31 protein-coding genes are annotated in these 23842 nt (G+C 64.0%); 9 read left to right on the plus strand and 22 right to left on the minus strand.

Annotated features, from left to right (window positions below):
• Positions 1-49 precede the first annotated feature (49 nt).
• Both P9217_RS13545 and P9217_RS13550 read right to left on the minus strand, forming a co-directional pair.
• Entirely contained in the window at positions 50-307 is a 258-nt protein-coding gene (locus P9217_RS13545) for a DUF1150 family protein (RefSeq protein ID WP_067318876.1), read from the minus strand.
• Between the two features lie 64 nt (positions 308-371).
• On the minus strand, positions 372-797 hold the full coding sequence (locus tag P9217_RS13550) for an Hsp20 family protein (protein ID WP_278087051.1): 426 nt from the start codon (positions 795-797) through the stop codon (positions 372-374).
• 140 nt (positions 798-937) lie between these two features.
• Between P9217_RS13550 and P9217_RS13555 the strand changes: the two genes are divergently transcribed.
• A complete protein-coding gene (locus P9217_RS13555; protein WP_278087052.1) occupies positions 938-1882 on the plus strand; it encodes a nucleoside hydrolase in 945 nt (314 codons plus the stop codon).
• A 30-nt stretch (positions 1883-1912) separates the two neighbouring features.
• Here P9217_RS13555 and P9217_RS13560 read toward each other — a convergent pair whose 3' ends face one another.
• The 8 genes from P9217_RS13560 to P9217_RS13595 all read right to left on the minus strand — a co-directional run bounded on the left by P9217_RS13560 (position 1913) and on the right by P9217_RS13595 (position 8342).
• Positions 1913-2191, minus strand: a complete 279-nt coding sequence (locus tag P9217_RS13560) for a hypothetical protein (RefSeq protein WP_278087053.1) — start codon at positions 2189-2191, stop codon at positions 1913-1915.
• A 170-nt stretch (positions 2192-2361) separates the two neighbouring features.
• Positions 2362-2976 (minus strand): LysE family translocator, encoded by a 615-nt coding sequence (locus P9217_RS13565; protein ID WP_278087054.1) that lies wholly within the window; start codon positions 2974-2976, stop codon positions 2362-2364.
• Between the two features lie 93 nt (positions 2977-3069).
• The gene (locus P9217_RS13570; protein WP_278087055.1) at positions 3070-4521 is read right to left on the minus strand and encodes an amidase; all 1452 of its coding nucleotides are present in this window, start codon (positions 4519-4521) and stop codon (positions 3070-3072) included.
• Positions 4522-4526: 5 nt separating this feature from the next.
• The gene (locus tag P9217_RS13575; RefSeq protein WP_278087056.1) at positions 4527-5429 is read right to left on the minus strand and encodes a ribokinase; all 903 of its coding nucleotides are present in this window, start codon (positions 5427-5429) and stop codon (positions 4527-4529) included.
• Positions 5430-5578: 149 nt separating this feature from the next.
• Positions 5579-6064 (minus strand): hypothetical protein, encoded by a 486-nt coding sequence (locus P9217_RS13580; RefSeq protein WP_278087057.1) that lies wholly within the window; start codon positions 6062-6064, stop codon positions 5579-5581.
• Positions 6039-6464, minus strand: coding sequence for a hypothetical protein (locus tag P9217_RS13585; RefSeq protein ID WP_278087058.1), 426 nt, complete (start codon positions 6462-6464; stop codon positions 6039-6041). The genes P9217_RS13580 and P9217_RS13585 overlap by 26 nt, the downstream gene beginning before the upstream one ends.
• Before the next feature lie 264 nt (positions 6465-6728).
• Positions 6729-7634 carry a methylated-DNA--[protein]-cysteine S-methyltransferase gene (locus tag P9217_RS13590; RefSeq protein WP_164746661.1) on the minus strand — a complete coding sequence of 302 codons (906 nt, stop codon included), beginning with the start codon at positions 7632-7634 and terminating at the stop codon, positions 6729-6731.
• Between the two features lie 213 nt (positions 7635-7847).
• Positions 7848-8342 (minus strand): DUF2244 domain-containing protein, encoded by a 495-nt coding sequence (locus P9217_RS13595; RefSeq protein WP_095800560.1) that lies wholly within the window; start codon positions 8340-8342, stop codon positions 7848-7850.
• A 22-nt stretch (positions 8343-8364) separates the two neighbouring features.
• Here P9217_RS13595 and nth point away from each other — a divergent pair, with 22 nt between their 5' ends.
• Positions 8365-9180, plus strand: coding sequence for an endonuclease III (gene nth, locus P9217_RS13600; RefSeq protein WP_127239703.1), 816 nt, complete (start codon positions 8365-8367; stop codon positions 9178-9180).
• A 52-nt stretch (positions 9181-9232) separates the two neighbouring features.
• Here nth and P9217_RS13605 read toward each other — a convergent pair whose 3' ends face one another.
• The 4 genes from P9217_RS13605 to P9217_RS13620 form a co-directional block, all read right to left on the minus strand.
• Positions 9233-10741 carry a tripartite tricarboxylate transporter permease gene (locus tag P9217_RS13605; protein ID WP_278087059.1) on the minus strand — a complete coding sequence of 503 codons (1509 nt, stop codon included), beginning with the start codon at positions 10739-10741 and terminating at the stop codon, positions 9233-9235.
• A 10-nt stretch (positions 10742-10751) separates the two neighbouring features.
• Positions 10752-11213, minus strand: coding sequence for a tripartite tricarboxylate transporter TctB family protein (locus P9217_RS13610; RefSeq protein WP_278087060.1), 462 nt, complete (start codon positions 11211-11213; stop codon positions 10752-10754).
• Between the two features lie 94 nt (positions 11214-11307).
• Complete coding sequence (locus P9217_RS13615; protein WP_127247040.1) at positions 11308-12285, minus strand: tripartite tricarboxylate transporter substrate-binding protein; 978 nt, start codon at positions 12283-12285, stop codon at positions 11308-11310.
• A 260-nt stretch (positions 12286-12545) separates the two neighbouring features.
• A complete protein-coding gene (locus P9217_RS13620) occupies positions 12546-13001 on the minus strand; it encodes a DUF2214 family protein (protein WP_067318854.1) in 456 nt (151 codons plus the stop codon).
• A gap of 214 nt (positions 13002-13215) precedes the next feature.
• Here P9217_RS13620 and P9217_RS13625 point away from each other — a divergent pair, with 214 nt between their 5' ends.
• Positions 13216-13770, plus strand: coding sequence for a GNAT family N-acetyltransferase (locus P9217_RS13625; RefSeq protein ID WP_278087061.1), 555 nt, complete (start codon positions 13216-13218; stop codon positions 13768-13770).
• Between the two features lie 48 nt (positions 13771-13818).
• Here the strand turns inward: P9217_RS13625 and P9217_RS13630 are convergent, their stop codons facing one another.
• The 7 genes from P9217_RS13630 to P9217_RS13660 all read right to left on the minus strand — a co-directional run bounded on the left by P9217_RS13630 (position 13819) and on the right by P9217_RS13660 (position 17338).
• Complete coding sequence (locus P9217_RS13630) at positions 13819-14217, minus strand: DUF1801 domain-containing protein (RefSeq protein WP_127214050.1); 399 nt, start codon at positions 14215-14217, stop codon at positions 13819-13821.
• A 78-nt stretch (positions 14218-14295) separates the two neighbouring features.
• Complete coding sequence (locus P9217_RS13635; protein ID WP_278087062.1) at positions 14296-14745, minus strand: DUF1801 domain-containing protein; 450 nt, start codon at positions 14743-14745, stop codon at positions 14296-14298.
• Entirely contained in the window at positions 14745-14978 is a 234-nt protein-coding gene (locus P9217_RS13640) for a hypothetical protein (protein ID WP_095800556.1), read from the minus strand. The genes P9217_RS13635 and P9217_RS13640 overlap by 1 nt, the downstream gene beginning before the upstream one ends.
• A gap of 83 nt (positions 14979-15061) precedes the next feature.
• Entirely contained in the window at positions 15062-15472 is a 411-nt protein-coding gene (locus P9217_RS13645) for an SRPBCC domain-containing protein (RefSeq protein ID WP_127247036.1), read from the minus strand.
• Positions 15469-15792 (minus strand): metalloregulator ArsR/SmtB family transcription factor, encoded by a 324-nt coding sequence (locus P9217_RS13650; protein WP_067003998.1) that lies wholly within the window; start codon positions 15790-15792, stop codon positions 15469-15471. The genes P9217_RS13645 and P9217_RS13650 overlap by 4 nt, the downstream gene beginning before the upstream one ends.
• A 141-nt stretch (positions 15793-15933) precedes the next feature.
• Positions 15934-16404 carry a nucleoside deaminase gene (locus tag P9217_RS13655; protein ID WP_067318844.1) on the minus strand — a complete coding sequence of 157 codons (471 nt, stop codon included), beginning with the start codon at positions 16402-16404 and terminating at the stop codon, positions 15934-15936.
• Positions 16405-16486: 82 nt separating this feature from the next.
• The gene (locus tag P9217_RS13660) at positions 16487-17338 is read right to left on the minus strand and encodes an IclR family transcriptional regulator (RefSeq protein ID WP_082980771.1); all 852 of its coding nucleotides are present in this window, start codon (positions 17336-17338) and stop codon (positions 16487-16489) included.
• A gap of 202 nt (positions 17339-17540) precedes the next feature.
• Between P9217_RS13660 and P9217_RS13665 the strand changes: the two genes are divergently transcribed.
• The 5 genes from P9217_RS13665 (at position 17541) to P9217_RS13685 (ending at position 22728) form a co-directional block, all read left to right on the plus strand.
• Positions 17541-18506: a tripartite tricarboxylate transporter substrate-binding protein gene (locus P9217_RS13665; RefSeq protein WP_067318842.1), complete on the plus strand. Its 966-nt coding sequence runs from the start codon at positions 17541-17543 to the stop codon at positions 18504-18506.
• 120 nt (positions 18507-18626) lie between these two features.
• The gene (locus tag P9217_RS13670) at positions 18627-19163 is read left to right on the plus strand and encodes a tripartite tricarboxylate transporter TctB family protein (RefSeq protein ID WP_095826777.1); all 537 of its coding nucleotides are present in this window, start codon (positions 18627-18629) and stop codon (positions 19161-19163) included.
• Between the two features lie 5 nt (positions 19164-19168).
• Entirely contained in the window at positions 19169-20692 is a 1524-nt protein-coding gene (locus tag P9217_RS13675; protein ID WP_067318840.1) for a tripartite tricarboxylate transporter permease, read from the plus strand.
• Between the two features lie 15 nt (positions 20693-20707).
• A complete protein-coding gene (locus P9217_RS13680; protein ID WP_067318839.1) occupies positions 20708-21892 on the plus strand; it encodes a CoA transferase in 1185 nt (394 codons plus the stop codon).
• The gene (locus P9217_RS13685) at positions 21889-22728 is read left to right on the plus strand and encodes a citryl-CoA lyase (protein ID WP_095800552.1); all 840 of its coding nucleotides are present in this window, start codon (positions 21889-21891) and stop codon (positions 22726-22728) included. The genes P9217_RS13680 and P9217_RS13685 overlap by 4 nt, the downstream gene beginning before the upstream one ends.
• 112 nt (positions 22729-22840) lie before the next feature.
• Here the strand turns inward: P9217_RS13685 and P9217_RS13690 are convergent, their stop codons facing one another.
• Complete coding sequence (locus tag P9217_RS13690) at positions 22841-23308, minus strand: NUDIX hydrolase (RefSeq protein WP_067318836.1); 468 nt, start codon at positions 23306-23308, stop codon at positions 22841-22843.
• A 139-nt stretch (positions 23309-23447) separates the two neighbouring features.
• Here P9217_RS13690 and P9217_RS13695 point away from each other — a divergent pair, with 139 nt between their 5' ends.
• Positions 23448-23684 (plus strand): hypothetical protein, encoded by a 237-nt coding sequence (locus P9217_RS13695; RefSeq protein ID WP_164746662.1) that lies wholly within the window; start codon positions 23448-23450, stop codon positions 23682-23684.
• The last annotated feature ends 158 nt before the right edge of the window (positions 23685-23842 follow it).

The following is a 23842-nucleotide window of genomic DNA, read 5'->3' on the forward strand; positions in this document are numbered from 1 at the left end:
GGCCCTTTCCAATTCAGGCAACGACCCCAAATTCAAATAGTGATTGGGGTCAATGGATGGCGACCGTGGTCAGGTCGTTCTCCAGCGCACCCGCCAGGGCCCGGTCACGGGCATCGGAAAGCAGGATCGGCTGACCGTTGGCGGCAAACAGCGCCCACAGTTCCAGCCCGGGCGCGATTTCGCCGAGGCCGGGGAAGCGGCCGCGCAAATCGTCGCTCGATATTTTCCTCAGATATGCGACCGAACCTTCGCCGAGATGGGCGAATTCGCCGCTGGTCATGGTCAGGGTTTCGTCAATTCTGGTCATTACAAGCCTCCTTGGCGCAAGGACGCCACTTCCGGCCGTCCCGCATTAGAGCCATCGGCAAAGATCAGTCTTTCACCGATATGTTTATTTTCCGTACCAGCCGCTCGGCCTCCGGACGGTCGAGATCGATCGACAAAAGGCCGTTCTTCAATTCCGCGCCGACTACCCGCATGCCGTCGGCCAGCACGAAGCAGCGCTGGAACTGGCGAGCGGCGATGCCGCGGTGGAGGAACTCGCGCTCGGTGTCGTCGGTCTGACCGCCGCGCACGATCAACTGGTTTTCCTCGGTGGTGACATCGAGGTCGTTCTCTGCGAAACCCGCCACGGCAAGTGTGATGCGCAGCCTTTCGGCCTTGCCGTCCGAGGCGCCCAGACGCTCGATGTTATACGGAGGGTAGCTGTCGCCCGACTTCGCCAGACGTTCGAGCGTCTTTTCCATCGCGTCGAAGCCCAGAAGAAGCGGGCTGGAGAAGGGCGTCATTCGACTCATTGTTACACTGTCCTCTTAAGAGCGACACAAACCGGAAAAACCCGGATGGCATTTTTCCCGATGGTCTTGATATGGTCCGCCGCGCGATCAAGTTCAAGCCGTCAAAACCCCGCCCAAAAAGACTCCCCAAAGGAATTGAAATGCCCCAGTCACGAAAGATCATCATCGACACGGATCCCGGCCAGGACGATGCCGTCGCGATATTGCTGGCGCTCGGCAGCGCCGAGCTGGAGGTCGTCGGCATCACCGCCGTTGCCGGCAACGTGCCCCTGAAGCTGACCGAGAAGAATGCGCGCAAGATCTGCGAGCTCGGCGGCCGGCCCGACGTCAAGGTCTATGCCGGCGCCATCCGCCCGCTGGCGCGCGAGCTCGTCACCGCCGAGGACGTGCATGGCAAGACCGGCCTCAATGGACCCCAGCTGTCCGAGCCGACCATGCCGCTGCAGGAGCAATACGCGGTCGATTTCATTGTCGAGACGCTGATGCGCGAGGAAGTGGGCACGATCACGTTGTGCCCACTCGGGCCGCTCACCAATATCGCGCTGGCGCTGATCCGCGAGCCGCGGATCGCGCCGCGCATCAAGGAGATCGTGCTGATGGGCGGCGGCTTTTTCGAGGGCGGCAACGTCACGCCTGCCGCCGAATTCAACATCTACGTCGACCCGCAGGCGGCGGAGTTGGTGTTCAGGTCGGGCGTTCCGATCGTGATGATGCCGCTCGACGTCACCCACAAGGCACTGACCTCGGCCAAGCGCATCCAGGCCTTCCGCCAGCTCGGCACCAAGGTCGGCACCGCAACCGCCGAGATGCTGGAGTTCTTCGAGCGCTTCGACGAGGAGAAATACGGCACCGACGGCGGGCCGCTGCACGATCCGTGCGTGATCGCCTATCTCATCAAGCCGGAGCTGTTCAAGGGTCGCCGCTGCAATGTCAGCGTGGAGACCAGCTCCGAGCTGACCATGGGCATGACGGTCATCGACTGGTGGGGCGTCACCAAGCGCGAGAAGAACGCCGTGGTGATGCGCGAGATCGACCACGATGCGTTCTTCGCGCTGCTGGTGGAGCGGCTGGGGCGGCTCAACTGACCGTCAAAGCGGCCAACCAAGCACACGTCGTCATCCGTTGAGCAACCGATAGATGTCGGCGCCGTGCTTGTGGTGCTGTCGCTCGATGGGAAGGACGGAGCCGACAAGATGGGGTCGCCTCACATCGTCGTCGACAGATATCCGTGTGTTGTCGGCATCAAGGCGCAGATCGTAGGTGTAGTATAGATTGTGGCCGATCGTGCCGTACGGATTGATGGGCTTCACCCTGACGTATTCGACCACGCCCATCACGCGTTGAGTGGCGATGACCGGATTGGCCTGAAGCTCAACGATGGCGATGGATTTCATAGCCGCAAATGCGCAGAGAAAGCGACGCCGATCACGGCGTCGCTGTACTCATATTGCCAAATAAGCAAGCGATTCCGGAAGGAAACGTTTGACTTGTTCATCCTGAAGTGTGCTGCCAAGCACAATAATTCAATACGCGTCAAAAATAATTGCGACCAGAGTATTCGCTCTCATTTCGCCTTGGAGAACGCCAGCCAGAGCCCGCCGCCGACCAGGAAGCTGCCGCTGATCCGCGACATCAGCTTAACGCGGCTGGCCGAGAGCATGCGCCCGGCGCGGACGGCGGCAAGCGCGTAGGTCGAATCCGAGATGGCGGCGAAGACCATCGCGGTCAGGCCCATGACCACGATCTGCAGCGTGTAATTGCCCTGTGGCGCGATGAACTGCGGGAAGAAGGCGCCGAAGAAGACAAGCGTCTTCGGATTGGAAATCGCCACCAGGAAACCCTGCAGGAAGAAGCCGCCGCGCGGTTTCTTGGCCGATCCATCGGGGTTCAGGGCTCCCTTGGCGCGGAGCATCTGCACACCCATCCAGATGAGGTAAGCCGCACCGATCAGCCGCACCCATTCGAACCAGTGACCCATGCCGGCGATCAGCGTGTTGAGGCCGATGCCGACGATGGCGATCATGATGGCGAGCCCGGCCTGGGTGCCGGCGACATTGGCAAGCCCGGCGCGCGAGCCATGGCGGATGCTGTTGGCGATGATCAGCGTGACCGTCGGCCCGGGTACCAGGACGATGACGATGCAGGCGACGACATAGGCGGCGTAGAGTTCCAGCGACATGTTTTCCCTCGAACAGGATCGCGCCGACAGGCGCGGAGCGCGATCAATGCACGGAGTTGACGCGGGCGCAAGCGCGCCAGCCGGTTGAGCCCGTCAGGCAGCCCCCGCCGGCCAGGGCAGCGTCGCCTCATAGGCGGCGCCGGCCTGGAGGACCGCCAGGTCGCCGCGCGGCTGGCCGATCAACTGCATTCCCATCGGCCGGCCCTTGCCGTCGAAGCCGACCGGCACGTTGAGCGCCGGACAACCGCCGAGCGTGGCAAAGGCGGAGACCTGCATCCAGCGGTGATAGCTGTCCATCGGCCGTCCGACGATCTCGCGCGGCCAATGCGTCGAGACCTCGAAGGGGAAGACCTGGGCGGTCGGCAGCACGATGAGGTCGAAGCGCTCGAACAGCGACAGCAGCGTGCGGTGCCATGAGGTGCGCCGGACCGAGGCGGCATGGACCTGGGGCGCGGTAAGGCGCATCGCCTGCTCAACTTCCCAAATGGCCTCCGGCTTCAGCAGCCTGCGCTTTTCCGGATCGTCATAATGCGCCTTCAGTCCGCAGCCGCTGCTCGCCTGGCGCAAGGTGACAAAAGCCTGCCAGAGCGCCTCGAAATCGACATCCGGCACCAGCGTTTCGCTGTGGAACGCGGCGTCCGCGAAGCGGGCAAGGGCGGCCTCGCACAGGTCGAGAATGCCTGACTCCATCGGCAGATGGCCGCCGAAATCGCCGAGCCAGGCGATGCGGCCGCCGGTGGCTTTCTCCCGAAGGCCTTCGAGAAACGAGCCCTGCTTGTCATGCGACAATGGCGCCCGCGGATGATAGCCGGCCTGCTCATCGAGCAGCAGCGCGATGTCGCGCACATTCCGGCCCATCGGCCCTTCGACGCCCATCTGGGCGTGGAAGACATCGATGTCGGGGCCGGCCGGCACCAGCCCTTGCGAGGGGCGGAAGCCATAGACGTTGTTGTAGGCCGCCGGATTGCGCAGCGAGCCGCCGAAATCGCTGCCGTCGGCGACCGGCACCATGTCGAGCGCCAGCGCCACCGCAGCGCCGCCGCTTGAACCGCCGGCGGTGAGCGTCGGATCGAAGGCATTGAGCGTCGGACCGAAGACCGGATTGTAGGTGTTGGAGCCCAGCCCGAATTCCGGAACATTGGTCTTGCCGATGATGATGGCGCCGGCCTTGCGCAGGCGCTCGACGAAGAAATCGTCCTCTTGCGGGACGAAATCGGCGAAGATCGGCGAGCCGAAGGTTGTTCTTAAGCCCTTGGTCAGGGCCAGGTCCTTGATGGCGATCGGCAGGCCGAACAGCGATCCGGCCGCGGCGCCCCGTGCCACATGGGCGTCCGCCCCGTCGGCCTCCGCCAGGATATCGGCGCGCTCGCGCAGCGACACGATGGCGTTGACCAGCGGGTTCACAGCATCGATGCGGTCGAGAAAGGCGCTGACGACCTCGCGCGCCGACAGACGGCGCTGCCTGATCGTGTCGGTAAGTTCTACGGCGGACAAGCGACAGATGTCGCTTGCCGGCGGCACGGCGTGTTTCGTCGACGGGCGCATCGCCGTCACCGCGCGGCCAAGGCCGCGTCGACATCCTTCGCCAGCGGAATCGCCGGCTGCGCACCCGGCTTCAAGCATGCGAGCGAGCCTGCCGCCGCGGCGCGCGTGAGCGCCTGTTCGAGCGAGAGGCCGGACGACAGGCCGGCGCCCAAATAGCCGCAAAAGGTGTCGCCCGCGCCGACCGTGTCGACCGGAGTTATCTTCAGTGCCGGGACGGTGATGAAATGGTCGGGAGTGGCAGCCAGCACGCCGTCGCCGCCGAGCGTCACGACGATGGCGCGGCCTGTCTTTTCGGCATAGTCGCGCATCCGCGCCTCCCGGTCGCGGCCGGTGAGCACCAGCGCCTCGCCATAGAGGTCGAACTCGGTCTCGTTGGCGACGGCGTAGTCGGCCTTGCCGAGAAAGCTGGCCGCCTCGGGGCGGAAAGGCGCGGTGTTGAGCACGCTGACGGCACCCGCCGCGCGGGTTGCATCAAGCGCCGCTTCGACGGTGGGCAGCGGGATCTCGTGCTGCAAAAGCACGACATCGCCCTTCTTCAGATACGCCTTGGCGATGTCGCCGGGCAGTACAGAATCGTTAGCGCCCGGCACGACGGCGATCACATTCTCGCCGTCGGCGCCGACCAGGATGAGCGCTGTGCCGGTGGAGGCGAAGCTCTCGCCGACGCCGGAAAGATCGACACCGCCGGCCTTCAGCAGCGCCAGCGCTTCGGCGGCAAAGCTGTCCTTGCCGACGGCGCCGACCATGCGCACCTCAGCGCCTGCGCGGGCCGCGGCCAGCGCCTGGTTGGCGCCTTTGCCGCCGGGAGCGGTGGCAAAGCCGGAGCCGCGGACCGTCTCGCCGGGTCCAGGCAAACGGTCGACATTGGCGATCAGGTCGAGGTTGATCGAGCCGACGATGATGATCAAGAAAGGCCTCCTGCACGAGCGGGCGAGCCTTCGATCGAAGGCCGATGCCGCAAGTCCTTGCATTTACGCAGTTGCTTGCGCGGGAGGCTAGCCGCAAAGACCGTCTATTGCCAGATCAAGCCGGTTGTGCGCCGCACCGGCCCACAGCATCATTCGCAGCGCACCGTCACCGTGCCCTGGTAGTTGCCGGCCGGGAAGATGCCCGGCGATTTCGTGGCCGTGAGATCGACCTGCATGGTGTGAGTGCCGTTGGTCACCCGCTGCGGCGAACTGCCCGGGATGTCCGCGCCTGAGCCATCGAGGCGGAAGACGGTGGCGAAGGTGACGTCGGTGTCGCCGCCGCTCGGCGCGGACGTGAAGACAATCGGCGCCGGTGCCGAGACGGAATAGCAGTCGAGCAGGTTGAGGATCGTGCATAGCGTCGCATTCGCGGTGATGGTGGCGCCGGCGCTCGACCCGCCCGCCTGCCTGGAGCCGAAGATATTGATGGCGGGGTTCGATTTCATCGTTCCCGAGGCGCTGATCATGATGGTGCAAGTGCCGATGATCGCCGCCGAAGCCGGGAGCGAGTAGCTTGCAAGCGCAGCCACCGCGGCGATCAGCGCGCGGCTATTTCTTTTTCTTTTTCTTGTCATTGCCGGTTGTGCCTCTGATGCTCCAGCCCTCGTTAGCCCATCCAGTCGATGCGGCAGCGGAGGCGGTCGCGGGATTGGGAGCAGCCACGCTTCCCGTCTGGCCGTCGGCGCCGAGACCCATCTTGAGCAGCTTCAATTCGAGCTGCAGGCGCTCGACCTCGAGTTCGTAGAGGCGGCTGCAATCCACGCGCTTCGGCGTCCGCCCGATCGGGACCACCACGCGGCCGTAAGTGGCGAGGTCGCTGTTCGACTGGCTGTTGCTGTTGCCGCGGATGACGCCGACGTCCAGATAGGCGCCGCTGCCGGAAACGGCCGAGCGGCAGGTCGTGCCGTCGGAAGCATGAACCTCGTCCTGGCCCTGGGGCAGGGTGACGCCGGGCAAGGTGAAGCCCGTCTGCAAGCGTCAGAACCTGCGATGCCCGAAGAACTTTCCGCATATCTGTGCCCTTAGCAAATGCGGCTCAATACAGAGGTATCATCCGTTTATCGTGGTTAATTTAGCGTTAAACAAGATAACGACTGCAAACAATTCAAAAATACAACCGGCGAAACCTGAGGTTTCCTCCGGTTGCATTTCCCGATATTTCGGATGTATTGTTTCGATTATACTTACCTATATTCAGATCCACGGTTTTTCGCAATGGCGCGCGGAAAAAACGAGGTTTCAGGACGCCATTTGTCCCGCCTCCCAGCCGAGGATGGCGCGCTTGCGTGTCAGGCCCCAGTGATAGCCGGTGAGCGCGCCGGACTTGCCCAGCGCGCGATGGCAGGGCACCACGAAGGACATGGGGTTGGCGCCCACCGCGGCACCCACGGCCCGGCTGGCGCTCGGCGCGCCGATGCTTGCCGCGATCGAGGAATAGGTGCAGGCCCTGCCCATCGGAATGCGCAGCAGCGCCTCCCAGACGCGCAGCTGGAAGTCGGTACCGATCATCACCACGCGCAGAGGCTGGTCCGCACGCCATTTGGTCGGATCGAAGACGCGCGCGGCATAGGGCTGGGTGGCCGACATGTCCTCGACGTAAGCTGCGTTCGGCCAGCGGCCGGACATATCGGCGAAGGCAGCCCGCTCGCCGCCGGCGTCGCAGAAGGCCAGGCCGGCCAGCCCGCGATCGGTGACCATGATCAACGCAATGCCGAAGGGCGAGATATGATAGCCGTAGCGGATGGTCAGGCCGGCGCCACGGGTCTTGTAGTCGCCGGGTGACATCGCTTCGTGCGTGACGAAGAGATCGTGCAGCCGGCCGGGGCCCGACATGCCGAGCTCGAACGAGGTTTCGAGCAGCGGCATGCCGGAATCAAGCAGCCTGCGCGCATGGTCGAGCGTCACCGCCTGCAGAAAGGCCTTGGGCGACAGGCCGGCCCAGCGCGTGAACAGTTTCTGCAGGCCCGTCGGCGTCTCGCCGACCGCCTCGGCCAGAACCTCCAGCGAGGGCTGGTCGCGATAGTCGAGGCTGATCTTCTCGATGGCGCGGCGCACGATTTCGTAGTCGCTGCCCACGGGCGTGATGTCGTTCTGCAGGATCGCTGACGGTTCCATCCGGGTATTCATGGTCATCTGGGCGTTCATGGCAATATCTCCCATGGCTATCTGCTCGGCCGCGAATATCGGTCTTCCCGCGCATTGCCACCACCCGAAACTTGCCTTCCTCCGGCCCCTACCCAGATCGAGCAGGCTTCGAGCCGAAGGGCGATGACGGCCGGCGAAAAGATAGATTTGACCGGGGTAAGGCAGACCTTGCTGATGACGCTCTACGGCGAGGCGCCGGAGCGCCGTGCCAGTTCAACGCGCCCTGGCGGTCGCCAGTGCGCGCGAAAAGGCAGCAGCAAAGCTTTCGCGGGAACCGGGATCCAGGAAAGACCCGATCGAAACGCTTTCGCCTTGCGCCTCGACGGCCATGTTGGTGATGCCGATCTCGGCATGGCGGGCGATCGAAAAGCGGGCCCAGAACGGGTTGAAGCGATGATCCTCGAAGCGGCCCGACGGCGCCGTTTTGCGGATGTCAAGCCTGGTGCGCGAGACCGATATTTCCTCACGGGCGCGGGCCGCCCGGTAATTGACGCGAAAGGCGATGTAGACGGCGACCACGTCCAGCCCCAAGAAGCCGAAGACCGGCCATGCGCCATGTGCCAGGAAGATCGCGCCGGTGATCGCCCAGCCGAACATCAGCGCGCCCATCAATATCAGAAAGCCGGTCCGACCGAGGGAGCGATGCGGCGTCAGCAGGGCCTGGAAGAATGGCTTGTCGGCTTCGAACGAGGCGTTTGTGTCGCTCATAGGGAAATATTATAGGAAGGGAATGGCGCCGCCCAAGTCCAAAAAATCCTTCCCCGTCAAAAAGCCGTCGGCCTCCGCCTCAGGCGGCAGTGCAAAAGCAAAGACGCCCTCCCGGAAGGGCGGGCTGCGCTCGCTTTACACGCCCGCCGAGGTGCATGAGATCTTCCGGCGTTTTTCCGTGCAGCGGCCCGAGCCGAAGGGCGAGCTCGACTATGTCAATCCCTTCACGCTGCTGATCGCGGTGGTGCTGTCGGCGCAGGCGACCGATGCCGGCGTCAACAAGGCAACGAAGCCGCTGTTTTCGGTCGCCGATACACCGCAGAAGATGCTGGCGCTCGGTGAGGCCAAGGTCGGCGACTACATCCGCACCATAGGCCTGTGGCGCAACAAGGCAAAGAACGTGGTCGCGCTCTCGAAGGCACTGATCGACGACTATGCCGGCAACGTGCCCGAAGATCGGGACGAGCTGGTCAAGCTGCCGGGCGTGGGACGCAAGACCGCCAATGTCGTGCTCAACGTCGCCTTCGGCCAGCACACGATGGCGGTGGACACGCATATCTTTCGCATCGGCAATCGTATTGGATTGGCGCCCGGCAAAACGCCCGAACAGGTTGAGCAGGGGCTCTTAAAAGTCATCCCCGCCGAATACATGCGGCACGCCCATCACTGGCTGATCCTGCATGGCCGCTATGTCTGCAAGGCGCGCAAGCCCGACTGCCCGGTCTGTGTCATCGCCGATATCTGCAAGTCAAAGGAAAAGACCACCGACCTGCCGGCGCCGCTGATCGAGCTCGCGCCGCTCGACGAAACTGAGGACCGAGCTATTGGTGTCAGCTAGGCAGAGTGTAGCGGATAGCGCCAGCCGACGGCGCCTCGGCCCAAACGCCGAATTAGTTCTCCTCCACAAACACCTCTTCACGCTTCTTCTTGACCGCGGGCAGGAAGACGATGACGAGCACGGCGAGCGCGATGAAGAGCAGGCTGGCGCTGATCGGTCTCGTCACGAAGGTGCTCGGGTCGCCGCGCGACAGAATCATGGCGCGACGCAAGTTTTCCTCAAGCAACGGGCCGAGCACGAAGCCGAGCAGCAGTGGCGCGGGTTCGCAGCGCAGCTTGGTCAGGAGGTAGCCGAGCAATCCAAAGAAGGCGACGGCGTAGAGGTCGTAAACATTGGTGTTGACGCTGTAGACGCCGATCGAGCAGAACGCCATGATGATCGGAAACAGCACGTAATAGGGGATCGTAAGGAGCTTCACCCAAAGCCCTATCAGCGGCAGGTTGAGGATGATCAGCATCAGGTTGCCGATCCACATTGAGGCGATGATGCCCCAAAACAGCTCCGGCTGTTCGGTCGCGACATTGGGGCCGGGCACGATGCCCTGGATGATCATCGCGCCGATCATCAGCGCCATTACCGGATTGGCCGGAATGCCAAGCGTCAGCATGGGAATGAAGGAGGTCTGCGCGCCGGCATTGTTGGCCGATTCCGGCCCGGCGACCCCTTCGATGGCGCCCTTGCCGAACTCCCCCGGGTTTTTCGATACGCGCTTTTCGACCGTGTAGGAGGCAAAGGCTGCAAGGATCGCGCCGCCTCCCGGCAGGATGCCGAGCGCCGAACCAATGATCGTTCCGCGCATGATAGGCGCGGCCATGCGCCGAAAATCCTCGCCGGTGGGCATGAGGCCGGAGACTCTTCGGATCAGCACGGAGCGCTCATGCTCGTTCTCGAGGTTGCGCAGGATCTCGGCGACGCCGAAGACGCCGACCGCTACCGCGACGAAATTCAGCCCGTCGGCATATTGCGTGATGCCGAGCGTGAAGCGCGGCGTGCCGGTATAGATGTCGGTTCCGACAATGCCGAGCAGCAGGCCGAGCACAACCATGGCTAGCGCCTTGACTATCGAGCCGTGGGCGAGCGCGACGGACGAGACGAGGCCGACGACCATCAGCGAAAAATACTCGGCCGCGCCGAATTCCAGCGCCATCGCCGTCAGCGGCGGAGCAAAGATGGCGACCAGGAAGGTCGACACCGTGCCGGCAAAGAACGAGCCTATCGCAGCAATCGCGAGTGCCGCCCCGGCGCGGCCGTTCTTTGCCATCTGGTAGCCGTCGATTGCGGTGACGGCTGACGAGGATTCGCCGGGCATATTGATGAGAATGGCGGTGGTGGAGCCGCCATATTGCGCGCCGTAATAGATGCCGGCGAGCATGATGAGAGAGGAAACCGGGTCGCCTATCTGGAACGTAATCGGCAAGAGCATGGCGATGGTTGCGGTGGCGCCGATGCCGGGCAGGACGCCGATCAGCGTGCCGAGAAGGACGCCGATCAGACAGAAACCGAGATTGGCCAGCGATGTCGCCGTCGAAAAGCCGAGCACCAAGTTGGCGAGGAGTTCCATGGTCGTCTCCTCACAATGGCAGCCACGGGCCAAAGCGTCGGAACGGCAGGCCGAGTGCGTAGCTGAAGACGAGTGATGCAAACAGCGTCAGGCCGGCCGACAACAGGAGCGCGGTCAGCGGTTTCATGCGGGCGCTGGCAAAGGATGCGATCAGCGCCGTCAGGAAGATCGACGGGATGAAGCCGAGACCGCGCACCGTCAGGCCGAAGAAGATCGGAGCGGGGAGGATGAGCAGCATGCCGCGCCACGCAATGTGGCCGATCGCCTCGCTCTCGAAGCGCACTGCCTGGACGAGGATGATAACGCCAAGCAGGAGCAGCACGATCGCCAGGACCAGCGGGAAATAGCCCGGTCCCATGCGGAAGGCGGTGCCGATTTCGAGGCCGAGCGACTGCAGCGCGAAAAATGCGCCGAAGGCGATGAACAGCGCGGCGCATATGCCGTTGGTCGTGTCGATTGCGAAGGGCTTCATCACGTTCCTCTCAGGTGCGCACCCCGGGCGCGCCGTGCAACGCAAAACGGGGCCGAAGCAAAAACGGAGCGCCGATCGCGCCCCGTCCAAAACCTCAGTCGGCGTACTGGCCGGCGGCTTCGATGATCGGCTTCCAGCGCCCGATCTCGCTTTCAAGCTTGGCCTTCAGCGCCGCCGGTGTCGCGTCGGCTTCGGGCGACGGCTTGGTGCCGAGTTCGGCGAAGCGGGCGGCGACGTTCTGATCCTTCAGCGCGACCTGCAGCGATTTCGACAGGCGTCCGGTGATCTCGGCTGGCGTACCCTTTGGTGCGTAGAGGCCGTGCCAGATGCTGACCTGCACCTCGGGAAGGCCGCCTTCCGTCGTCGTCGGGACGTCCGGCAGCACATCGAGGCGTTCCGGCGAGGTGACGGCATAGGCCTTGATCGTGCCGCCCTGGATCTGCTTGGTGGTGTTGGTCGTCTGGTCGCACATCATGTCGACCTGGCCGCCAAGAAGATCGGTCATGGCCGGGCCGGTGCCCTTGTAGGGCACGGTGACCAGCGGCGTACCGATGGCGCTCATGAACAGCATGCCGCACAAATGCGAGGCCGCACCGATCCCGGCATTGGCGACGGTGACAGTGTCCTTGTTGGCCTTGGCGTACTCGACCAGTCCCTTCAGATCGGTCGGCTCAAGGTCCTTGCGGCCGACGACGGTCATTGGCACCTCGGTGACGAGGCCGACATATTCGAAGGCGTTGAGCGTGTCGTATGCGAGCTTTCTGTACAGCGTCGCGCTGGTCGCCATGCCGATGTGGTGGAGGAGCAGCGTATAACCGTCCGGGTCAGCCTTCGCGACGCGGCCCGCGCCCAGCGTGCCGCCGGCACCGCCGACATTCTCGACGATGACCTGCTGGCCGAGATCCTTCGACATGGCTTCGGCGATGAGGCGTGTGACCGTGTCGGTCGGGCCGCCGGCCGCAAACGGCACCACCACGGTGATGGTGCGTTCCGGATAGGTCTGCGCGCCCGCGGCGAACGGATAAAGCGTGATGGCCGCTGCGGCAGCCAGAGCGGCAACAAATTTTCTCATTGTGACTTCCTCCCAGAGTATGAATCTCCAGCCACCGCGCGAAATTCCTCTCGGCGACGGCTGTGGATGCAATAGCAACTAGTGCAGGCTAGCAGATTGCAATCGGACTCAAACGGCAAACCGCAATTATCTACAAATCACCCGCAAGATGGATGGAAAAGATCTGGGTCGGATGATGGATCGCGGGATGTCGACATCTGACGACGGTACGTTGGCGGATGCCGGTTGCTGCCCGATCCCTGCTCTTCCTCGGTTCTATTCTAATAACCGTAGCCGCGCGCCATCGCCGCCGCAAAGACCGGGATGAGCAGGAAGATGAAGCCCTCGGCGCGGACATAGTTCTTCACCGAGGCGAGCTCCGCCGCCGGAACCGAGAAGGATGGATTGCCGCTCGCCTGCCTGCTCCAGGAGATGAAGCGCACGGTCGGGATGATCGACAGCAGGCCGACGATGATGAAGGCCATCATCTTTGCCCAGAACACCCAGTTGAAGACGTAGAACTCCCAGCCTTTCAGGCCGAAGAACACCCGGCAGATGCCGATGATGACGATCAGCGCGGCGATGATGCCGTAGTGGCGGTCGATGCCGACAACGCGCTTGAGCGTCGTCGCCCCCAACTCGCCGCGCACCAGCACGAACTCGGCGCCAATGATGCCGGCCAGCGAGAACACCAGAAGATGATGGGCGATCGCCAGCAGAAGGTCGGTGGTGTCCATTATCTTTCCTCGTTTTCAGACGGCGCCGCGATATCGCTGAATCAGCTTCGTCCCAAGACTAGCATCGCCTGTCGAGAATCCCACACGCCGAAATGTCAGCCGGTCAATGACCGCGCTCATCTACTTGCGTCGCTGGAGGATGCCCCGGGCGATCCTGGCCCTTGTTCGAACGTGCAGGTTTGCTAAGCGCTGCCGCTCAAAGGAGAGGACTGCGATGAGCGTTGCAAGGGAAGCCGGGGTGCCGATCCTCGAGACGGCGCGGACCGTCCTGCGGCCGCACCGGCTCGACGATTTCGAGACCTATGTCGCGATGTGGGCGGACCCGGGGGTCACCCGCTTCATCGGCGGCAAGCCGCGCACCCGCGAGGAAAGCTGGATGCGTTTCCTGCGCCATGCCGGGCTGTGGTCGCTGCTTGGCTATGGGTTCTGGGCGATCGAGGACAAGGCGACTGGCCGCTTCCTCGGCGAGGCCGGCTTCCATGATCTGAAGCGCGAGATCGAGCCCTCGATCGAAGGCGTGCCGGAAGCCGGCTGGGCTTTAGCTTCGGGTGCGCATGGCCAGGGGCTTGCAAGCGAAGTCGTCGGGCGCATCGTCGCCTGGGGTGACGAGGCGTTCGGGCGAGCCAGGACCGTCTGCATCATCGATCCCGAAAATGGCGCCTCGCTCAAGGTCGCAGATAAGAACGGCTATCGCGAAATCCTGCGGACCACCTATCACGACAAGCCGACGATCCTGCTGGAGCGGTGGGCCGGAGGGGCAACAGCCTAGAGGGCAATGCCGGGTTCGTCCGCCTCCGGTGCTGACGCGCTTCTGGGATCAGCGTTTGGCCTTGGACCTGTTCAGGGCCACCGCTGCTCGCACGAGAGCCTTGAACGCTTCCTGGTCGATCTCCTCGCCTTCGCGAAAATCGATGGCGCGCCTTGTGTTGCCTTCGAGGCTGGAGTTGAAGAGACGTGAGGGATCCGGCAGCGCCGCGCCCTTGGCGAAGGTCAGCTTGACGACGGCCTTGTAGGTCTCGCCGGTGCAGATCATTCCGGCGTCCTCCCAGACCGGCACGCCGCGCCACTTCCATTCCTCGGTGACGTCCGGATCGGCATCCCTAATCAGGGCGCGCAGCCGGCCGAGCATCTCGCCCCGCCAATCGCCCAATTCCGCGATACGGCCATCGATCAGCTCGGAAGGAGACTTGCTTTCCTGCACGCCGATTTTCTCCATATGTGTCCTCCTTCAACACCCGCTAGACGGATCGCCATGATGCCTCGTCGGGCGGACCGTGAGTGACCGATAATGCGCTTACATTCGTTCGCCAGGCAATTGACTTGCCTGTTTCACCCAGGAGACGAATTGCGCTTCGTCGAGCTGGTCGTCCTCATGGATGTGAAAATAGCGCGTGTCCTTGCTCTTGGATTCGCCGGGCGGCACCGGCTTCAGCGACATGCCGCGAAAGAAGGCCACTTTGACGTATCTGGTGAAACAGTGAATGCCGAGAAACCAGCCTTCGCCGTCCATGCCGTAAAACGGCGAGTTCCATTTGACGGCCTTCTGCACGTCGGGGACGGCCTGCATGATAAGTTGGTCGAGCCGGCGGCCTACCTCGCTCTTCCAGCCCAGCATCGCCGCGATATAGGCCTGCACGGGAGCGTCACCATACCCCTTGGCGATCTGCGGGTTGCCGCCCGAAAGCAGGACGGGTTTTTCCCCCGACGGCCTGGCTGCAACCTTTGCCGATTTCGCTTTTGCCATCAGGCCGGTCCGGCGCGCTCGCGCGCCGGCCCACCGCGCCACCTTGCGGCATAGGGCAGCACGAACATGTAGAGGCCGCTGAACAACAGCAGGAAAAGCGGCAGGAGCGGCGAATAGACCACCCAGGCCGGCGCCTCGCCCAATGCCATGGCGACGAAGTTGGCGATGACGGTCACGGTAAAGATGATCGACAGCCAGCGATGCAACTGCCTGATCCACTTGCTCCAGTCCAATGCTTCCTCCTCTGAAAGAACCAATGAACGCTGGGCCTACCAGCGTGCCAGCTGCGTCATCTGGATGAGGTTGCCGCAGGTCCTCACTCGATCCGCGAAAGCACCTGCTCCAAGGCCGCAAAGAACCTCGGCCAGCCAACGGTGGCGCCCCGGAAATACGGCTCCTGGTCAGTTCGGAAGCCCGTCTGCTCCATGCGCAGGCGAGTGCCGGCGCCGGTCCGGGTCAGCGTCCATGTGACGACGCTCTCTAGATCCTTGGTGTCCCATGTGTAGCAAAGCGTCTTGTTTGGCTCGACTGTCTGGACCTGGCACTCGACACCGCCCCAGTCCGCGCTCAGTTCGAAACGGTGGTCTACGACCGGCTTGAAGTTGTTCTTCATCAGCCACTCCTCGATGAGATGCGGCTGGGTCAGTGCCCGCCAGATCTTTTCCGGCGGATAGGGAATCTCGCGCTCGACGACAACGGAGCGCGTTCCGGCCGGCATATCGTTCATTGATCCATCCTCTGCAGCAGATCCTCAAGATCGTCGAACCGGCTCTCCCAGAACCCGGCCATATCGCGAGTCCAATCCATTAGCGGCGCCAGCGCGCCAAGCTGTGCGCTGTAATGGGTCTGGCGACCCTCGTGGCGGTCGCGCACCAGTCCGGCTTGCTTGAGCAGGCCGAGATGTTTCGACACCGCCGGCTGCGAGACACCGGCCTCAGCCGTCAGCGCGCCGACCGTCTGCTCGCCTTGCCGGCACAGACGCTCGAAGATGGCGCGCCTTGTCGGATCGGCAAGCGTCCGGAACAGCATATCGTGTGCGTTCGTCATCTGGATCGATAACTCAATGGCTATTGATTGACGTATAACCAGTGAGATATGTGTGAGTCAAGCAGAGCCTAGAGGGCGGAAGCTTAGGGCGGACTGGGTCACCCTATCCTTGCGGACCCGTCCCCAACATCCGCTTCCGCGTCAGCGCTTCCAGAACTCGCGGTGTGGTGCGAGCAGCTCGTCCGCGACTTCGGGGAAGGGGCCAAACACCTCGATCTTTTTCTGCCCGGAGTCGAGCACGGCGCGCGAAGAAAGGCTCATCGTCGGATTCTCCGCGTGATCGCCGGTGAGCGCCAGAAGCTGGGTCTCCTCGAAGCCGTAAACCAGCCGGCCGATATTGGCCCAGTAGAGCGTTCCGGTGCACATCGCGCAGGGCTCGCCGGTTGAGACGAGCGTGCAGGTCCAGAGAAACTCCGGCGAATAGGCAGTCGCCGCGCGTCGCGCAAGTTCGGTTTCGGCGTGATGGACGGTGTCGATATTGCCTTGGCGCATGAGGATGGCGTCGTCGGGGCCGACCAGCACCGCACCGAATGGATGATGACCGTGCGCCGCCGCCTCGCGCGCCGCGGCGTCGGCGGATCGGAGATGGGCGAGCATCTGATCGCGAGTCATGGCAAAACTTATCGCGCCGCCATCCACCCGATGAGCGGCCCTTCGAGCCGAGATTGGTGCCAAGGGACGCGATTGGCAAGAGCTAACCGTCGCTTGAGCGTCCACCTGCCCGAAGCTCGGCGACATTGGCCTGCTGCGTGCCGGAAACTCGAATTTGATGCTCGCCAAAACCCGGATCCGTTGTGGGCTCCGGCGGCGTGTCGAGGCTTGCCGCATCCAGCATGGATGCATCTTCGCCAAAAGCGCGGGTGGCGCGGGCGGCAGCTTCGAGCAGCGGCCGCTTCATGCGGGTGAGGAAGGCCGCGTCGACCCGCGTGTTCGGACCGGCGAGCGTGAGCACGCCGAGCAGTGTCCGTCCCGGCCCGAAGACAGGGGCGGAGATGCCGGCAGTCTGCGGATCGCGGTCACCGATTGAAATGTAACTATAGGTTTTCCGGATCGTCTCGTAAGGCTCGCCCTGCTCTCCCGAGAAAGCGGCCAGCACCCGGCCGCCGGAACCAACCAGCAAGGGCAGCACGTCACCTTCCCGTATCGTGTAACGGATCGGGTGCTTGGACTCGACTCGGTAGAGACAGGTGCGCACGTCGCCCGAGCGGACATAGAAGGCGACGCTTTCCCAGCTCCGCTCGGAGAGATCGCGCATGATCGGCAACAGGATATCCATCGCCACGAGCGAGCGCTGGTAAAGCGCGCCAAGCCTGAAGGTCGCCGGTCCGATGCGATAGCGTCCGTCCTCCAGGCGCTCCAGCAATTGCCCGCGCATCAGCGAGTTGGCCAATCTGAGGATCGTGCTCTTGTAGAGACCGGTTCGGGCCGCGATTTCGGCGAGGCCGAGCGACCGGTCGGCAATGGTGAACGCGTCGAGGATGGCGATTGCCCGGTCGAGCGCGGCAACGCCGTCGGCCGGAGCCTGGCTTGGAGGGAGGTCTGTCATTGCGGTGACGATTTCATCGTGGTCGCCCATCCGGGAATGACCCTGGACATGCGGATTTAGTCCGATCCTATGCGTTCTGTCCAGCAGAATGGCATTCCCGTTGACAGAACGCGGTAACAAATGCTTGAACTCGAATGCGGGTCTTAATTCAGGCCACGTCTTGGCAGGCACCGGAGGAGGTGTCGTGATTTGGAGGAATCCCATGCTGAACAGACGCAGATTCTTGTCGACCACCGCCGCCGGCTTCGCGGCTTTGCATTTCGGACCCGCCTTTGCGCAGGACGCCCCGCAAATCCAAATCTTCGTGCCGGCGGCCCCCGGCGGCGGCTGGGACCAGACCGCGCGCACGATCGATCAGGTGCTGCGCTCCGAAAAGCTGATCTCCGGCTCGCAGATCACCAATGTCGGCGGCGCCGGCGGCACGGTCGGCCTGCCGCAATTCGTCAACCAGTGGAAGGGCAAGGGCAACGCGCTGATGGTTGCCGGCATGGTCATGGTTGGCGCCATCATCGCCAACAAGGCCGCCAACAATCTCACCGAAGTGACGCCGATCGCGCGCCTCACCGGCGAGTTCGAGGCGCTGGTGGTGCCGGCAGCCTCGCCGTTCAAGACGGCCAATGATTTCGTCGCGGCGCTGAAGGCGGATCCGACGAAGGTTCCGGTGGCCGGCGGTTCGGCCGGCGGTTCCGACCACATCCTTTTCGGCCTGATCGCCAAGACGGCCGGCGTGCCTGCCGCCAACCTGTCCTATGTGCCGTTCGCCGGCGGCGGCGAGGCGCTGTCGGCGCTGCTCGGCAACCAGGTCGCGGCCGGCATTTCCGGCTACGGCGAATTCTCCGAGCAGGTCAAGGCGGGCGCGCTCCGGCTGCTGGCGATCTCGTCGGACAAGCGCCAGGAAGGAATCGACGCGCCGACATTGAAAGAGGCCGGCATCGACGTCGAATTGTTCAACTGGCGCGGCGTCTTTGCACCCCCCGGCGTTTCCGACGAAGACAAGGCGGCGATGATCAAGATGGTCGAGACCATGGCGAAGAGCGAGGCCTGGGCGACCGAGTGCAAGAACCGCAACTGGACGCCGATTCTGCTGACCGGCGACGATTATGCCAAGTTCGTCGCCGAGGACACGACACGCATCGGCGCGATCCTCAAGGATCTCGGCCTCGCCTGATCGCCTCCTGCCTGATCTCGAAGGAGGCTGCATCGCCTTCTTCGAGACAGCGGACATGCGACGGTTCAATGAAACTGCGGCGAAGCCGGCAGTGGAAGGCCGGCTTCCGGGGAGGAGATTATGAGCACCAGCGACCAGCAGGCGTCACCGCCGCGCCTTGCCATACCCGAATTGCTGATCGGCGTCGGGCTTCTTGCCTGCGCCGGGGCCGTTGCCTGGCAGACCCTGGCGATCCCGGTTTCGCCGCTCTATTCCAAGGTCGGCCCGAAGGTCTTCCCCTACATGACCATGGCCGGCATGGTGATCCTGTCACTGCTGCTCATCGTCGCCGCCCTGCGTGGCGGCTGGCAGCCGGACGAGGAAAAGGAGACGCCGACCGACTGGAAGGCGATGGGTTTCGTAGTCGCGGGGCTCGTTGCCAATCTCGTGCTGATCCAGCCGCTCGGCTTCACAGCCGCCTCGGTGATCATGTTCGTGCTGGTCTGCTTCGGCTTCGGCAGCCGGCATCCGCTGCGCGATGCGCTGCTCGGCCTGATGTTGGCGCTGGCGGCCTATTTCGGATTCGCCAGAGCGCTCGGCGTCAACATCGGGGCCGGCCTGATCGAGAACCAGCTCAACGCGTTGATCAGCGCCTTCGTCGGCATGGGAAGGGGCTGAGGACGATGGACACGCTCGGTTATCTCGCGCACGGATTTGCGGTCGCCTTCACGCCGACCAATCTCTTGTGGTGCCTGCTCGGCACGACGCTCGGAACCGCGATCGGCGTGCTGCCCGGGCTCGGGCCGGCGCTGACCATCGCGCTGCTTTTGCCGATCACCTACCAGGTGGCGCCGGAAGCTTCCTTCATCCTGTTTGCCGGCATCTATTACGGGGCCATGTATGGCGGCTCGACGACGTCGATCCTGCTCAATACACCGGGCGAAAGCGCCACCATCGTCACCGCGCTCGAGGGCAACCGGATGGCGCGTTCGGGCCGCGGCGGCGCGGCGCTCGCGACTTCCGCGATCGGCTCGTTCGTCGCCGGGACCCTCGGCACGCTGGGCGTCGCCTTCCTGGCGCCGATCGTGGTCAAGCTGGCGCTGGCTTTCGGGCCGGCGGAATATTTCTCGCTGATGGTGCTCGCCTTCATCACCGTTTCGGCGGTGCTCGGCTCGTCCTCTGTGCGTGGGCTTACCAGCCTGTTCGTCGGCTTCGTCATCGGCATGATCGGCGTCGACCTGCAGACCGGGCAGCCGCGCTTCACCTTCGGCATGGGCGAGTTGCTCGACGGCGTCGACGTCATCATCGTCGCGGTCGGCCTCTTTGCGGTCGGCGAGACTCTCTACGTGGCCTCGCGCCGCTATGCCGGGAAGGACGAGATCGTGCCGCTGAGGGGCTCGCTCTACATGACTGCTTCCGAATGGGCGCGCTCGTGGAAGCCGTGGCTCAGGGGCGCGGCAATCGGCTTCCCGATCGGCGCCCTGCCCGCCGGCGGGGCCGAGATCCCGACCTTCCTGTCCTATGCCATCGAAAAGAAGCTTTCCAAGCACAAGGAGGAGTTCGGCACGGTCGGCGCCATCGAAGGCGTCGCCGGGCCGGAGGCTGCCAACAACGCGTCGGCTGCCGGCGTGCTGGTGCCGATGCTGACGCTTGGCCTCCCGACCTCGGCAACGGCGGCGATCATGCTGTCGGCCTTCCAGAGCTACGGCATCAATCCCGGACCGCTGCTGTTGACGACGCAGGCCAATCTCGTCTGGGGCCTCATCGCCAGTCTCTTCATCGCCAACGTCATCCTCGTCATCCTCAACCTGCCGCTGATCGGCCTGTGGGTACGATTGCTCAAGATCCCGGCGCCGCAGCTCTATGCCGGCATTCTGGTGTTCGCCACCGTCGGCACCTACGGCATCTCGCAGTCGCCGATCGATCTCATCATCCTCTATCTGCTGGGCGCGGCGGGCTTCCTGATGCGCCGCTTCGATTTTCCGACGGCGCCGGTCATCATCGGCATGATCCTCGGGCCGCTCGCCGAGACGCAGTTCCGCCGGGCGATGACGATCGCCAATGGCGACTGGACGGTGTTCTACCGGCACCCGCTCTCGCTGACGCTTTTAACGCTCGCCTTCATCGGTCTGGTCGGCCCGCATATCTGGGCCTGGATCGAACGCCGGCGCACGCGCGGACCAGAGCATGTGCCGGGCGATGCCTGACCGATCTGGAGCATTATGACAGACCTGCTTTCAGGCATACGCGTCCTCGACCTCACCAATGTGCTGGCAGGTCCTTACTGCGCCTACCAGCTGGCGCTGCTCGGCGCCGACGTGATCAAGGTCGAGGCGCCGCCGGGCGGCGATCTCGCGCGCCAGCTTGGCGCCTCGCCGGAGCTCAACAAAGCCGGCATGGGTGCATCCTTCCTGGCGCAGAACGCCGGCAAACGATCGGTGGTGCTCGACCTGAAGCAGGAGGCCGACCGCGAGCGCTTCCTCGACCTGGTCGCAACGGCGGACGCATTGGTCGAGAATTTCCGGCCGGGCGTGATGGATCGGCTCGGCCTCGGCCACGAGAAGCTGAAGGAGGTTAGGCCAAGCCTCGTCTATTGCGCGATATCGGGTTTCGGCCAGACCGGCCCGATGCGTGGCAACCCAGCCTATGATCAGATCATCCAGGGGCTGTCCGGGATCATGAGCATCACCGGCACGCCGGAAACGGCGCCCCTGCGCGTCGGCTATCCGGTCGCCGACACGCTGGGCGGACTGGTCGGGGCCTTCGCCATCGCTGCGGCGCTGGTGCGGCAGAAGACCAGCGGCGAAGGCGCCTTCCTCGACGTGTCGATGCTCGAATGCACGCTGTCGGCCTTGGGATGGCCGGTGTCGAACTATCTGACGGCGGGCGTCCAGCCTCAAGCCATGGGCAACGAGAACATGACGGCCGCGCCCTCCGGCGCGTTCCGCACCGGCGAGGGCCTGCTCAACATCGCCGCCAACAAGCAGGAGCAGTTCGTGATCCTTTGCGGCTTGATCGGCCGCCCAGACTTGGCTTCGGATCCGCGCTTCGCCGAACGCGAGACGCGCAAAGGGAACCGGGCAGCGCTGAAGCCGCTCATCGAGGACGCGCTTGCCGGCGCTCCTGCGGCGGTCTGGGAAGAAAAGCTCAACCGCGCCGGCGTGCCGGCCGGGCGGGTGCTGACGATCCCGCAAGTGCTGCAGGAACGCCAGGTCATCGAGCGCCGCATGACGACGCGCTTCCAGGAGATACCGGGAATGGACAACCCGCTCACGGTGGTGCGCGGCGGCTTTATGGTCGACGGTGCGGCTCCCGTGCCAGCCGGCCCTCCGCCACGTCTTGGCGCGCATATGGACGACGTGTTCGCCAGCTTGCCGGCGCGCGGCAAGGGGAGGGCGCGGGCATGAGCGCGGACAAAAAGACCGGCCGCGACCGCGGCGAGGAGTGGTGGCGGACCGGCATCATCGAGATGCAGCCCGGCGTGATCCGGCTGCGCGGCTACCAGATCCAGGATCTGATCGGCCGGGTCAGCTTTCCGGCGATGATCTGGCTTATGCTGCGCGGCGAATTGCCGGGCGACGATCAGGCGGCGCTGCTCGGCATCGCGCTCGGGGCCGCCGTCGACCACGGCCCGCAGGCGCCGTCGATCGCGATCGCGCGCATGGCGGCGACCTGCGGCGTCGGCATCAACAACGCCATGGCCTCCGCCATCAATGTGCTGGGGGACGTGCATGGCGGGGCCGGCGAGCAGGCGCTTTCCTTCTATGGCAACATCGCCGCCGCAATCGATGGTGGCGCGAGCCTCGCCGAAGCGGTGAGTGCGCGGCTCGACCGGTTCTTCGCCGAGGAAAAGGGCTACGTGCCCGGCCTCGGGCATCGCTTCCACCCGATCGATCCGCGGGCGCCACGCCTCATCGAACTGACGCGCGACTTCGCCGGTCGCGGCGTCGTCAGCGGGCGCTTTGCCGACATTGCCGAGGCGATCGAGGCGGAGGTGGCGACACGCAAGGGCAAGACGATCCCGCTCAACATCGATGGCGCCACGGCCGTCATCTATGGCGAGCTTGGCTTCCCGCCGCCACTGACGCGCGGCCTCTTCGTGCTGTCGCGCTCGGTAGGCATACTGGCGCATGCCTGGGAGCAATCACAGGAGAGCGACCGCAACAAGGGACCTCTGCCCAAAGAATGGCTGTGGGCTTATAGCGGCACCCCGGCACGGCCGTTTCCTGGCGACTCCGATTAGAGCGTTTCACCGTTCCACGGAAAACGGCGAACCATTCCATCCATTTTGTTGTGACGGAATTCCTGACGGACAGCCGTGTCACGCTTTCGTGGAATTGCGCCAGGCCATCGTCTTACGCCGGATCGGTCGCCAAGGCCGTCAAATCCCTCAGCAGCGTGGAAAGCTCCGGCTCGTCGATCAGCAGGGCCGCATCGGCCGCCGGCAGCCAGGCCCGCTGACGGTTCACGGCCTCCCGCCAGTCGGCCATCTCCTCGCTGACCTCGAGCAGGTAGACGACCACGTCGACACGGACGAAACGGCTGGCCATGCGCTTCCAATAGGAGTAGCCGCCGGCAGGCTGCTTCAGCGCCTTGCCCAGCACGCCCGCCTCTTCCTGGGCCTCGATCGCGGCCGCCTTGCGCCCGCTCTTGCCCTTCATCGGCCAGCCCTTGGGCACAATGAAACGTTTGGTCGTGCGCGAGGTGACCAGCAAGACTTCAAGCTGGCCGTCGCCGCGTAGGCGAAAGGGGATGGCCGCCACCTGGCGGATCCGCTCTCCCTTCTTTGCCCTGCGTACTGCTTTCTTCTTGGCTGCTGCCATCCCAAAATCCGATCAAAGCGCATTCCTGCCGTACGCTATCCGCACGGCAAAACCTCGCTCCTGCAAATCCCAAAACCGCCGCCCACGCAAGCCGGACGCCGCCGACAGTAAGTCGGCTAAGTAAACCGGAAAAAGAAAAATGTCAGCGGCAGACGCGCGAAATCGTGGTGCCGATCACCTGAGACTGGCAATTCTGCTTGACGATCGGCACTTCAGGGCGAGCCTTCGGAACGATCTGCCGGTCCTGCTCGCGGTAAAGCTGCTGCTGTTGCTGGAACTGTCGTCGCTGCAGCTGGTTCCGGAGCGCCTGCAGCTCGTTATGTTGGATCAGGGCGTTGCGGTCTGTGGGGATGACGACCTGCGCGGAGGCATGTGAAGGCGCGCCCAAAAGGGCGGCAGTCGACAAAGCCGCGGCAATCAAAGCCGCCGATAGCCGAGGACGCGACATCGCTTCCTTCCCGAACGAAAACAGAAACCTTGCCGTAATATAGGGTGTTTGTGCGGATCTACCATGGTTCAAGCGACCGATCTCGC

Source organism: Mesorhizobium sp. WSM4989 (assembly GCF_029625795.1).
In the GTDB taxonomy this organism is placed as follows: Bacteria; Pseudomonadota; Alphaproteobacteria; order Rhizobiales; family Rhizobiaceae; genus Mesorhizobium.